Origin of the sequence: Chryseolinea soli, assembly GCF_003589925.1 — a bacterium.
GTDB classification, from domain to species: Bacteria; Bacteroidota; Bacteroidia; order Cytophagales; family Cyclobacteriaceae; genus Chryseolinea; species Chryseolinea soli.
Genome location: NZ_CP032382.1, coordinates 6,980,528 through 6,993,660, shown reverse-complemented (window position 1 = coordinate 6,993,660; position 13,133 = coordinate 6,980,528). Strand labels below are relative to the sequence as shown.

Genomic DNA, 13,133 nt, shown 5'->3' with positions numbered 1-13,133 from the left:
GATTCTCTCAGGCGAAAGCATCTGCACCCAAAGGCACCTTGCGAATCCGCTTTCCCGTAGCCGCAAAAATAGCATTGAGCACGGCCGGTACACCCAACGCACTGGAAATTTCACCCACGCCTCCAGGCCGTTCTTCATTCGTCTCCACAAAATGAACCTCCATCGCTGGACACTCGTTCATACGCAATAATTTATTTTGATGAAAATTGGAATACACCGCCCGCCCGTTTTTGATCGGAAGCCCGCCATAGAATAACGCTGTGAGACTCCACACGATCCCTCCCGTGATTTGGTTGGAAGTTCCCGAAGGGTTGATCACCTTGCCACAATCAACACCGATGGTGACTTTATCGACACGCAATTGATGATCGCGCACCGTCACCTCGGCGATCACCGCCACATAGCTTCCTCCGTAAATGCACACCGCGATGCCCATGCCTTGGCCCGCCGGCAACGGCTTGCCCCAGTTTGCTTTTTCGGCAGCCAACGTCAGGACCCGGCGCATCCGCGACCCCGATACGGGAACAGGGTCACCCACATATACATCGTCTGTTCGCAAGAGCGATAAACGGAATTGATAAGGGTCTATTTTTTGGTCGGCGGCAATTTCATCGATGAAGCATTCGTGATAGAAACGGCCGTGGCCGACCACACCCCGCCACGCAGAAGATTGCACCAGCTCGTGTTGGATCAGGTCTTCAAAGTCGTAGCGGATGTTGGGAATGTTGTAAGCCATGAAGGGCAGTTGGGGATCTGCGTATTTGGCAGCCCAGGTGTAGGTGCGAAGTTCTTTTTCGTACCAGGCATAGAGCTTGTTGTCTTTGTCGAGGCCCACCTGGTATTCCAGGTGTTGAAACAAATGCCCGAAGTTGTTCAGATGATCGTCTTCCCGCGTCCAGATCATTTTTACAGGAACATGGCCGGCTTCTTTGGAGATGAAAGCCGCCTCGACCGCCATGTCGGGATAATACCTTCTTCCAAAGCCGCCACCGGAAGGATGGAGGTGAATTTTGATTTTGTCTTCGGCGAAATGAAACACGCGGTTCAATTCAAACACGATAAGATGGGGGGCTTGTGTTCCCAGCCAAAGTTCGCATCCATCGGGGTGGCTATGGGCCGTGCAGTTGAGGGGCTCCATGCAGGCGTGGATCTGGTGGGGGAAGACGTAGGAGGCACGCAGCGTCTTGCGGACGTGGCCGACATCGGCTACGGCATTTTCGTCGCCTACATAGCCCGTGGGGTCGGTGCGGTGCTGGGCGTGTTCGGCCGCGAGGGCTTCGAAATCTTCGGTGCTGTATTTTGCGTTTGGACCTTCGTCCCATTCGATCTTAAGAAGGTCTCTTCCTTTGCGCGCGGCCCAAAAAGAATCGGCGACCACCACGACGCCCTCGCGGATGTCGTGGGGCATGTAGGGAGACTCGAGTTGGAGACCGGCGATGGGTTTTGTGGTGAAGATTTTTTTTACGCCTTTCACTTTCAAGGCATTCGTTGCGTCAAAACTTTTCAGCTTTCCTTTGAACACCGGACAGCGCGCGACAACCGCGTAGAGCATGCCGGGCAGGTTGACGTCGATGCCGTATTTTAATTGGCCCGTAACAATTTCGGGGATGAGCTTGGCCGGTTTGGGTTGGCCGATGACCTGGAAGTCGCGTTTGTCTTTGAGCGTTGCTTCCTGCGGTGGTGTGAGTTTGGCGGCAGCACTGGCCAGCGCGCCGAAGCCGAGGCGTTGGGAACTGGTTTTGTTGATGACCTCATGGTTGGCCGCGTAGCAATTAGCGGCCGGAGTGTTCCATTGGCGGGCGGCGGCTTCGATGAGCATCTGGCGCGCCACGGCGCCGGCGGAACGAAGCCTGTCCCACTGGTAGATGATCGTGCAACTACCACCCGTGTCGTGCTCGAACTTTTTGTCGGCCATGGGGAATTCAATCTTCACCCTTTCCCAATCGGCGCACAACTCTTCGACGAGTATCTGCGCCATCGCCGTGGAAACACCCTGCCCCATTTCGTGTTTCACGAACTGAAACAACACATCACCTTGCGGGGTGATCTTGACATAGTCGCCCAGCGCATCAGCGTCTGTGGCTACAGGCTTACCATCGATGAACCTGGCCACAGCCTGAAAGGAGAGGAGGAGGCCGCCGCCGGCGAGGGCAGAGGCGCAGATAAAATCGCGACGCTTCATGGTGTTTTGGTTTGAGCCGCGGCTCTTTTTATGGCGGCGTGAATACGCAGGTAGGTGCCACAGCGGCAGAGGTTGCCCGACATGGCACGCGTGATGTCGTCGTCTGTGGGATGAGGCTGCTGCTCCAGGAACGCTGCGGCGGTCATGATCTGGCCGGCCTGGCAGTAGCCACATTGGGGCACGTCTTCTTGTTGCCACGCGCGTTGCAGCGCGTGTTGGCCATTGGGCGAGAGACCTTCAATGGTAGTAATGGCCTTGGTGCCCACGGCCGACACCGGAACGGAGCACGAACGAACCGCCTTGCCATCCAGGTGCACCGTGCACGCACCGCATTGGGCGATGCCACAACCGTACTTAGTCCCCGTGAGCCCCACGAAATCGCGGATCACCCAGAGCAGCGGCATTTGAGGATCGACGTCTACTTCGCGGGATTGTTGGTTTATGCGGAGAAGGAAGGTGGCCATGGGAGTGATGTTTTACAAACATCAAGTAAGACACAAATCAGGTCGGGTGCTTGATTTTTAGACCAAAGTAGCGCTGTGCCGGATACGTAAAGGTGAAGCACGACAAAAGGCGTTTGTCGCCGTTCCCACGAATTGGGTTATCGAAATAAAAAGGCTGCCAATTTCTTGGCAGCCCTTAGAATAAAAATATAGCGACGGTAACAACCATCAGATGCAAGATGCCACGGGCGACTGAAAAGAATTTGCAGTGAATGATATTTTATTTTTTTTTAAGACCAAGATGCAATTCATACTCAGCTTTATTTTTCAATAGGGTCTGAATCGATTGATAAGCCACAGCCCAATTTTTACGTTGTTCAGCGGAAAGATCTTTTCGTCATAAAGCGCACTGAACTTCATCTGATGATCACCGATGATATCGATGGGCATATGTCCCGGCCCTTCTTTATCGATCTCGTGAAAAACTTCCAACAATTCGGTGGGGTCGAATTCGGCTTCTACCCATCGCTTCATCTTCGTAAATGCAAAATCTATTTTCCAGGGCAGAGGCCGGACGGCATAACTGTTTAGTGCGCCACCTGGGATTTGTTCCTCTTCCGCGTTTAGATAGAGACAGTGGCGTTGGGTTTCATTGTCCATTTTGTAGAACTGCAAGACAAATCTGTAGTTGTATAATTTCCGGAATAGACTCCAATGTGCGTAAGGAATGTGGTGCGTTGTTAGATACGCCTTTGTTTCGGCCGGCACAACGTGGTCATACCAACGGGTAAAAAACTGTTCTTGGTTGTCGCGGAAGGGGTTGTCGTAAAAGTCATTCACGTCCACAGAAGTTTCCACAGCCTGGTAATGCCCTACTTCAACACATCGGAGAGCGCCTCTTATAAAAACGGATACCGCCCCTCCGGGGGCCACGGCCACGACGATACGATTATAGCTTTCAGGAGGAAGTGGGTTGTTCGTGGGGCCGAGATTGACAAACTTTCGGCTAAAGAGTCGCCCAATCCAATCGGTGTCCAGGGTGGCTTCCAACTTCCAGAATTTCTTTTCCACATAGGATAGCCATGTGATGAAGAGCTCGGATGGAATGCCGGCGCCGCTGGAGAGCAGGGAGGTTCCCGGATTGTTCCACCCATTGTTTATGATGCCTGTTTTGGGGAGGGCTGCCAGAAGATTTTTGTTAGCGGCCAGGTATCCGGAATGCACTTCGGCGGGATAACCTTTGGCCGTCACTACGGCATTGACCCAGCGATATTGTTCGATTGGCTGTTCCATAGAAAAGAAGATGGTTTGCGCGGCTTGAAAGAGGAAATCTCTGCGGGCTATTCGTAAATAGCCCTGGCGTTGGAATGGAAGGCCAGTTGGGTGGGAATCTTGATGCCTTCATAGTTGAGGTTTTTTGCAAAATACTCGACGCAGAAGGCTAAGTAATTATAAGATTTATTGTTGTGATTTCTAGTTTTTATTTCGACAATTTTTTGGAGAATGACTTTTTTGGATGTGATGGATAAGCCATGTCTGAAAATCAGAACGCTTTGGTCTATTGAATCACCGTGACTGCGTCGGGAGAAGGAAATTTTCGGCGTAAGCGGTATGGTTGAGAGCTGTCAGAAATTAATGAACGGAAAAATAGAATGAGAAAAAACGAACTTGTGAAAAATTATTTAATAAGATCAACCAATTCGCCGACGGTTCCATCATATTGTTCGAATCGAACGTAGCCCGCTGACTTACTCCAAAAAATAACTTTGATACCCTGTTTTTTTAAAGGGTGACTGTTGTCTTCAATGGCGATAACATCATGAAAAGTTCCTTGAGGGGTTTCTAAAGCGATCTCTCTATATCCTTCAAGCTCGGCTATCGAATAATTCCGGCCCATAAAACTTCTATCCGGAAGAAAAAAATTAAAATCAATGGCACTGGGATCCTCCTTCCAGGGAGCAGTGATGTATAGAAAGAGTAATTCGTGCAGCCGGTTTGAATCCTTCAAGCGATGTTGTGTTACAACTTTTAATCTTTCGTTGCCTCTGGCTCCGATCCCATCGGAAAATGCACTATTATCGACTTGTATTATCTCCAGCGTGTCGTAACGATCTCCCGTCGAATGAAATACTAATTTTTGGCCTACACGGTAAGGGTTCCATAGTTTTTCCTGGTCTGAAAGATAAACTCTGTTTTGACATGCTGTTGCGGCCACTAAAAAGACCATACTTGTCATTAAACTCCTTTGTCTGAAGCGCATTCTGGTGTAATTGACCGTCAAAAATTCCTAAGAAAGACTAAAATAGAAATATAGAAGCAAGAAGATCCCTCACCCATATTATCTTCTTGTGAATTTTCCACATTCCATCCTCGACCCAGGAGCGCCGTCAATGGTGATGGAAATATTTTAGGTTTCCACTATAGATTTGCTCGTGGCATTTGGTGGTGGGAGCAAGTTCCCTTTTTTAGCAATGGGATTTTCAGATCATTGCAGCGCAACGGAATCCTTCACCACCTTCAAGTCCTTCCCCGCAATATCCTCCCACCGGTACAAATGAAACGTCCTGTCCAGCGACCCCGTGGCAAATAGACCCGACTGAAATGTAGGATTCAATGCTGCAGTCGAAACCGTAGAGCCGGTACTTTCCAGTGTTGCGATGTTCACGGTCTTGATCAGCGTGTGTTGATGCGGGTTGCCGGCGGTGCCTTCGCGGGAAAAGATCTGGAGGCGGTTAGCTTGTTGATCGCTGACGAGAATGTAGCCGGTGTTGTCCGTGGCCGGATAGATGGCCAACCCGCTTTGGTTTTCGGTGAAGCCGGTGTTGGCAAACAAAGCAAGTTCGTCGTTGCCTTTTTCGGGATCAGCGTAGTATTTCCTTACGCCCGTGCCAGCGTCGGAGTAGTAGACGTAGCCTAACGTGGCATCCACGACGATGCCGGGTACACCTTTCTTGCCGCTATACGTCCCAAACTTTCTAACGACCGACGCGGCGAGCGCACCGGATTTGTTTTCGAGTAAATATTGCCACACGAAGCTGCCGTCGGTCGGTCCATTTTTACGGGCGACGAAGGCATACAGTTTTCCGGTATTGGGTTGTTTGTATAATGCCAAAGCGCCGGGGTCACGGAAGCCTTCGCCGGTTTCACCTTCGAAGACGGCGATGCCGCCACCGTCAATGGGTTTCATAGCAGGAAGGCGAAATGCGCGTAGACGTTGCGTGGTGGCTTCGGTGACGACAGCGATGTCGAGGGTGGAGTCGCCGAGGGCAAAGCCGTAAGCTACGGCGACGCTATGCGGTTGCTTCATAGGAATGACGCAACGATCCTTCTGCTTCTTTCCCTCCAGGCCGAATGCATAGAGTCCCCCGTTCGCGTCGCTGTCGGTGCCCAGGATGAGGCTTTGTTCGGGGTTGACCGGGTTTATCCACAGGGCGGGTGTGGTGGCGGTGTACAGCACGTTGTCGGTGACGACGGGGGGCCTGATGGCGTCGGTAGCAATTTCGGCCGTGTGTTTTTGTTGACCACAGGCGAGGAGCAGGGTGCAGGCCAGGGCGGGGAGCAAACGGTTTATCATGACGGGGGTGCTGTTAAGGTCCCTTTTTCATTTGCCGCTTGGGCTATGGTGAGGGAATCTGTTACAATTGACCATTATTTTTTTAAGTTATCAAGGGGCACGATCATTTTTTGCGGGTTAATTTAGGATGGCCGGCAACTGGTTTTGTGCCCCAAACCTTTTTTCTACCTTGAACTTTATAATTCCAAAAAGACATGCAAAAACGAACATTAGGTAAATCCGGGATAGCGGTGACGCCCTTGACCTTTGGCGGAAATGTTTTCGGCTGGACACTGGACGAAGCAACGTCCTTTCAACTGCTCGATGCATTTGTGGGCGCCGGATTCAATTTTATCGATACGGCCGACGTCTACTCGCGTTGGAAGCCCGGCAACTCGGGCGGCGAATCGGAAACCATTATTGGGAATTGGATGAAGAAGCGCGGCAACCGCGCGCAGGTCGTGGTGGCCACGAAGGCTGGTGGTGATATGGGCCAGGGAAAAAAAGATATTTCGAAAGCACACATCCTGCAAGCCGTTGAAAATTCGTTGCGCCGTTTGCAGACCGATCATATCGATCTTTATCAAACCCACTGGGACGTTGTGGAGACACCCGTCGAAGAAACGCTGGAAGCGTATGCACAGCTGGTGAAGGAAGGAAAGGTGCGGGCCATTGGCGCATCCAACTTTACGGCCGCGCGGTTGCAAGCCGCCCTGGACGCCAGCCAGCGGCATGGCTATCCGCGTTATGAAACGTATCAGCCGGAATACAATCTCTATGCCCGGGAGGTTTTTGAAAAAGAGCTCGAGCCGCTCTGCCAGAAGCAGGGGTTGGGCGTGATCAATTACTATTCATTGGCAGCGGGATTTCTGACGGGTAAATACCGCTCAGAAGACGACTTCGCGAAAAGCACCCGCGGTCGTGGCATGGCCAAATACCTGAACCCCCGCGGCCTCAACATTCTGAAAGCTCTTGACGAACTAGCCACCGAATACCATACAACCCAGGCCAGCATTGCGCTGGCGTGGCTCATAGCGCGCCCGTCGGTGACTGCACCGATCGCCAGCGCCACCAGTCTCGAACAACTCGATGCGTTGATCAAAGCAACAGAAATCAAACTGAGCGCCGACGCTATCACCACGCTGAATAAAGCCAGTGCCTGGTGAGCGTTGACAAACACCATGAAACAAAAAATCCCGAAGTATACGCTCCGGGATTTTTTTATTGAAGATTATAAAGACTACGCAACGATTGTGCGCGTAGAGATTGTGTTGCTTAAGACGCTTCCAAAGCAGCTCGCTTTTCTCTTCTGCGGAAAGCGATCTTCGTGATGAACACGAACAACACCGGGACCACGAAGATAGCGAGCGAACTGGCCGCAAGCATACCACCCGCTACCGTCCAACCAATGGTCTTACGGGCTTCGGCGCCGGCACCCGACGAGAAAGCCAGCGGTAACACCCCGAGGATGAAGGCCAGCGAAGTCATGATGATCGGACGCAAACGCAGCTGCACCGCCTCCAACGTCGCGGCAACGATGTCCATGCCACGGTCAACACGTTCCTTCGCAAATTCCACGATTAGGATGGCGTTTTTCGCGGCCAATCCAATGAGCGTGATCAACCCGATCTGTGCATAGATGTTGTTGGTGAGGTTGGGCAACAACGTGAGGGTTAGGATGGACCCGAAGGCACCGATGGGCACGGCAAATAATACCGAGAACGGCACCGACCAGCTTTCGTAGAGTGCGGCCAGGAAGAGGAACACAAACACGATGGAGATGGCGAAGATGATGCCTGTGCTGCTGCCGGCCTTGATCTCTTCGCGGCTCATGCCCGAGAATTCGTAGCTGTAGCCGGCGGGCAGAACTTGGGCGGCCACTTCACGCAGGGCTTCGATGGCCTGCCCACTGCTGTAGCCGGGTTTGGCAGCTCCCATGATCTCGGCGGTGCGATACAAGTTGAAGTGCGTGATGTTCGCAGGCGTTTCAATCACTTTTGAGGTAATGATGGCGCTGAGCGGCACCATGCCCCCGGCGCTGTTTCGAACGCGGTAGTTGCCAATGTCGTCGATGTTCCGGCGGAAGAGCGTGTCGGCTTGGGCCACGACGCGGAAGTTCCGGCCGTAGATGTTGAAGTCGTTCACGTAAGCACTTCCCAACAAGGTGGATAGCGTGTTGTAAGCTTCTGCCACGTTTACGCCGAGTTTTTTGGCGCGTTCCTTATCGATGTCCACCTGGTAGCCCGGTGTGCGGGCGGTGAAGAACGAGTAGGCCACGGCAATCTCGGGGCGCTGGTTGAGGGCGCCAAGGAATTGACGCATCGTGGCTTCGAATTTACGAATGTCATCGGTGCTGGTGGTTTGCTGCAACTCGAACGTGAAACCTGACGACTGACCTAACCCCGGAATGGCTGGCGGCGAAATGGCGAGGATCCGCGCTTCCTTGATGTCGGCGGTGCGCCGCTGGATCTCGGCCATCACGGCGGGAACGCTTTCTGTTTTTGGATCGCGCTCATCCCAGTGCTTCAGGTTCACGAACACGGTGCCCGCGTTCGATTTGTTGGAGAAGGTGAGAATGTTCAAGCCGGCCAGACCACCCACCACTTTCACGGCGGGGAGACTGCGGATGCGCTTTTGGATCTCCTGCATGAGCTCGATGCTGCGCGTGGTGGAAGTTCCTTCCGGCAATTCGTAGGTCACCATGACGCGCTTTTCGTCTTCTGTCGGAATGAAACCCGTCGGCTTGTTTTTAAACAAGATGTAAAGACCGGCGAACAGGCAGATCATCATAACGATGACATAGGGTGTGCGCTTGATCCAGGAATTCACACCGCGGGTGTAGGAATGCGACAGTTTGTTGAACCCGTTGTTGAAGCGGTCGAAGAAATGGTCGAGGAAGTTTTTCTCTTCTTCTTTCTTGGCCGGTCTCAGCATGAGCATCGACAATGCCGGCGTGAGCGACAAGGCTACGAAGGCAGAGATGATCACCGATACGGCAATGGTGATGGCGAATTGCTGATAGAGCTTGCCCACGATGCCGGGCACAAAGCCTACCGGCACAAACACCGCGGCGAGAATAAGCGCAATGGCGATTACCGGACCAGAAATGTCTTTCATGGCTTTCACGGTAGCATCCTTCGGCGAAAGCTTCTCATGATCCATGTTGTGTTGTATGGCCTCGACCACCACAATGGCGTCGTCCACCACGATACCGATGGCCAGCACGAAGGCAAACAAGGTGAGCGTGTTGATCGTGAAGCCCAGCGGTATAAAAAAGATGAATGTACCGATCAGCGAAACGGGGATGGCCAACACGGGAATGAGTGTGGCGCGCCAGTTCTGCAGGAAGAGGAACACCACGATGATCACCAGCGTGAGCGCTTCCAGCAGGGTGGTGATCACTTCTTCGATGGATACCTGAACCACAGAGGTGGTTTCCAGCGGAATAAGGTAGTCGATGTCCTTCGGAAAATTCTTTTTCAATTCACCCAACACAGACATAACGCCTTCGTTGGTGGTGAGTGCATTGGCGCCGGGGGCCAGATACAGCAGCATGAAGGCGCCGCGTTTGCCTTCTACAAAAGGGTTGTTGCCGTAGTTGAACTTGGCCAGCTCGACGCGTGCCACATCTTTGAGATAGACCAGGTTGCCTTGCGCGGGATTGGTGCGCACCACGATGTTCTCGAAGTCTTCCCGCTTGTTGATGCGGCTATTCGTCAGCACGTTGTATTCGAAGGCCTGGACATTGCGCTGGGGGTTGCCACCCACGGAGCCTGCAGCGATCTGCAGGTTTTGTTCGGTTAGCGCGGCCGTTACTTCGGCCGGGGTCATGTTGAGGCTGGCGAGCTTTTCGGGGTTCAGCCAGATGCGCATACCGAAGTCGTCGCCGAGCGATACGATGTCGCCGACACCTTTCACGCGCAGCAAGGCATCCTTCAAATAAATGTTGGCGAAGTTGCCGATGAAGGTGGCATCGTGCGTGCCGTTAGGCGAATAGAGCGCGAGCACCAAAAAGATGCTGGGATTGCGTTTCCGCACCGTGACACCGAGGCGGCGCACCAGTTCGGGTAACGTCGGTTCGGCTACGCTCACGCGGTTTTGCACGTCGAGTGTCGCGATGTCGATGTTGGTGCCGATATCGAACGTCACGGTAATGGCACTTTGTCCACTGCCCGTGCTGTTGCTGGACATATACATCATGCCCGGGGTTCCGTTCACCTGCGTCTCGATGGCCGTAGTGGTGGTCTGTTCCACCGTTTGTGCGTCGGCGCCGGTGTAGATGCCCGTGATGGACACGGTGGGCGGCGTGATGTCGGGGTATTGCGAAATGGGCAGCGTGCTCATGGCAATGAGGCCCACCAAGACGATCACGACCGATATGACGATGGCGGTGACGGGTCTTTTTATAAATACATCTGCTATCATGGATTCTTCAGTAAGGTTATAAGGGTCATTTTGTTTTGGCCGCAGCGGCAGCCGGGGGCGCGGTGTTCACCACCGATCCTTCGCGCAGGTTCTGAACACCTTCCACCACGACGGACTCGTTCTCGTTCAGACCGCTTTTGATGACAATGTCTTTGCCCACTTGCGTGCCCAACACGACTTTGCGCTGTGTCACCTTGTTGCTGTCGGCCAGCACATAGACAAAGAACTCACCGAGTTGTTCAGTCACAGCCTTGTAAGGAATGATAATGGACTTGGCCGACGAGGCCAGCACGCGCAGGGTGGCGCTCATCCCAGACCGGAGCAGGTGGTCGTGGTTGGGGAACACCAGACGCATTTTGATGGAGCCGGTTTGAGAATCCACGGCGCGATCGATGACGCTGATGTGTCCGGGTTCCGGATACAACGCTGTTCCCACCGCGAGGCGGAAAGTGGAATCGCCCTTTACACCCTTTCTGGCAAAAAGCTGTGTGAAACGGAGGATCTCTCTTTGATCTACAACGATGTCAACGGCGATGGGGTCATCGGACGAGATCGTGTTCAGCAATGTTTGACCGGCGGAGACGGCTGCGCCCAGACGCACGTTGGAGAGCCCAATGGTGCCATCGAACGGTGCGGCAATGGTGGAGTAGCGCACATTGGTTTGCACACTGCGCACGGCAGCCTTGGCGGCATCCACCTGGCGTTGTGCCGCGGCATAGGTGGCCTCGGCATAGTCCACTTGTTGTTTGGCGATGGCGTCGCTCTTGTTCAGTTCGCGATAGCGCTCCACGTCTTTTTGTGCTTTCTCGAGGTTGGCCTCCTGCACTTTGAGATTGGCTTGCGCCTGTTCGTAGGTAGCTTCATACTGTTGCTGATCGATGGAATAAAGTTTCTGGCCCTTGCGCACTTTCGAGCCTTCGGTGAAATGGATGGCCGTGATGTAGCCGTTTACCTGCGCTCGCAGTTCCGTTTCGTTGAGGGCGCGAACCACCGCGGGATATTCTTCATAGTACACCGCGTCCGTCGTACTGGAATTTTTGATCACCACGTTGACGGGCGGTGGCCCTTGGGGGCCTTGCTGATTTTTCTTACTACAGGCCGCAGCCACCAGCAAGAGGCCGAGCATTGTATAGCGTTGTAATGCGTTCAATAACATATGAGAAGAAGATTTGAATTAATAGTTGATTTGTCCTAAAGCTCTTTGTACGTCAATCTTGCTGGCCAGCACCTGGTACAGCGCGTTGAAATAGTTGATGCGCGCCGTGCGCAGATCGGTTTCGGCCACCGTTACGTCGAGGTAGGCGCGGATGCCGCTTTTATATTGGAGTTGAATGACGTCGTAGACCTCGCGGGCGAGTTCCACATTGTCTTTCAAGGCGAGATAGGCTGCCAGGTTGCTCTTGTAGGCCGCAAGCGAACGGGTATATTCCGTGCTGAGATTGCTCTCGAGATTCTTTACCGTCCAATCCAGCTTGCGCAACGTCCACCGCTGTTCCTGTATTTTGGCCACGCGCTTCATGCCCTGGAAAATAGGGAAGGAAAACGTGGCACCCACATAGGAGTTGGGATACCGCTGATTGTAGAGCTCACCGAAGTTGTTGTTTTGGTAGTTCAGGAAGTAGGCACCAAAAGCATTCAGCGAAGGGATGAAGCCCCACCAGGCGTATTTCACGTTGGCCTCCTGCAACTCGCGTTGCGTGATCATCAATTTATAGTCGATGTGGCTGGCGTAGGAGAGGGTCTGCGTGGTGTCCAGGTCGATCTCGCGTTCCATCTGAAGCGTGTCGTAGGCAATTTCAAGCCCTCCCTTCACCGGGTAGCCCATGAGTGTCTTCAACAGCTCTTGTTTATAGACCAGCATTTCCTGGTTGGTTTTCAGCGTAGCCTTGGCGTTGGCCAGCAGGATAGTGGCGCGTTTGTAGTCGGTCTTGTCCGCTACGCCGGCGTTGTATTGTGCTGTGGCATCCTTGAGGCTGCGTTGCAGACGGATGATGTCTTCTTGGCCTACGCGGATCTGCTGGGAAGTGGCCAGTACATCATAGAACGCCTTGGTGACATTGACGACGACGTCGATCTTGTTGGCGCTGGTGTTCTGACTGGCCTGGATCCTCACCTTGGATGCGGTGCTCCGGGCCAGCAGCACGTCGCGGTTGAAGATGGTCTGCGTGCCGGTGAATTGCAGCGACGAGGTGTTGTTGACACCAAATTTGATCGGGTTGCCACCGATGACACTGGTTTGCAGATCGATGTTCCGCTGGTAGTTTGCCGCAAAATTCAGTTGGGGATACCAATCGGCCAGTTTGCCCTGGATGATCCGGTCGGTGATCTCCTGATCGGCCAAAGCTTGCTGCACCTGTGGTTGATGCGTGAGTGCATATTCCACCACCTTGTCGAGGGTGGGGTTTTGCAAGAGGCTGTCCTGGGGAGGCTGTTGCTGAGCCCTCGCCACCACGGTGAGGAGCAAGACCGGCGCCAGGAGCCAATGGATTAGATTTCGTTTTGTTTGCGTTGGGTGGTACATATGGGATTG

At 53.3% G+C, this 13,133-nt stretch carries 9 protein-coding genes; 1 reads left to right on the top strand and 8 read right to left on the bottom strand.

All coding sequences use genetic code 11. From position 1 onward, the window contains the following. Positions 1-7: 7 nt before the first annotated feature. The 5 genes from D4L85_RS29055 to D4L85_RS29035 form a co-directional block, all read right to left on the bottom strand. Positions 8-2,182 (bottom strand): xanthine dehydrogenase family protein molybdopterin-binding subunit, encoded by a 2,175-nt coding sequence (locus D4L85_RS29055; protein ID WP_228450665.1) that lies wholly within the window; start codon positions 2,180-2,182, stop codon positions 8-10. Continuing rightward, positions 2,179-2,646, bottom strand: a complete 468-nt coding sequence (locus tag D4L85_RS34875) for a (2Fe-2S)-binding protein (RefSeq protein ID WP_119758991.1) — start codon at positions 2,644-2,646, stop codon at positions 2,179-2,181. The genes D4L85_RS29055 and D4L85_RS34875 overlap by 4 nt, the downstream gene beginning before the upstream one ends. A 306-nt stretch (positions 2,647-2,952) precedes the next feature. Next, positions 2,953-3,918 carry a DUF2931 family protein gene (locus tag D4L85_RS29045; RefSeq protein ID WP_119757637.1) on the bottom strand — a complete coding sequence of 322 codons (966 nt, stop codon included), beginning with the start codon at positions 3,916-3,918 and terminating at the stop codon, positions 2,953-2,955. 385 nt (positions 3,919-4,303) lie between these two features. Beyond that, positions 4,304-4,885 carry a hypothetical protein gene (locus D4L85_RS29040; protein WP_119757636.1) on the bottom strand — a complete coding sequence of 194 codons (582 nt, stop codon included), beginning with the start codon at positions 4,883-4,885 and terminating at the stop codon, positions 4,304-4,306. A 225-nt stretch (positions 4,886-5,110) separates the two neighbouring features. Further along, positions 5,111-6,199 (bottom strand): phytase, encoded by a 1,089-nt coding sequence (locus D4L85_RS29035; RefSeq protein WP_119757635.1) that lies wholly within the window; start codon positions 6,197-6,199, stop codon positions 5,111-5,113. Between the two features lie 194 nt (positions 6,200-6,393). On the opposite strand from D4L85_RS29035, the gene D4L85_RS29030 reads away from it, so the two are divergent. Next, positions 6,394-7,344 (top strand): aldo/keto reductase, encoded by a 951-nt coding sequence (locus D4L85_RS29030; RefSeq protein ID WP_119757634.1) that lies wholly within the window; start codon positions 6,394-6,396, stop codon positions 7,342-7,344. A 109-nt stretch (positions 7,345-7,453) separates the two neighbouring features. On the opposite strand, the gene D4L85_RS29025 is transcribed toward D4L85_RS29030, so the two are convergent. The 3 genes from D4L85_RS29025 to D4L85_RS29015 are packed head-to-tail and all read right to left on the bottom strand — an operon-like array spanning position 7,454 to position 13,124. Beyond that, entirely contained in the window at positions 7,454-10,603 is a 3,150-nt protein-coding gene (locus tag D4L85_RS29025; protein ID WP_119757633.1) for an efflux RND transporter permease subunit, read from the bottom strand. Positions 10,604-10,628: 25 nt separating this feature from the next. Then, positions 10,629-11,759, bottom strand: coding sequence for an efflux RND transporter periplasmic adaptor subunit (locus tag D4L85_RS29020; RefSeq protein ID WP_119757632.1), 1,131 nt, complete (start codon positions 11,757-11,759; stop codon positions 10,629-10,631). 18 nt (positions 11,760-11,777) lie between these two features. After that, a complete protein-coding gene (locus tag D4L85_RS29015; RefSeq protein ID WP_119757631.1) occupies positions 11,778-13,124 on the bottom strand; it encodes a TolC family protein in 1,347 nt (448 codons plus the stop codon). Positions 13,125-13,133 lie beyond the last annotated feature (9 nt).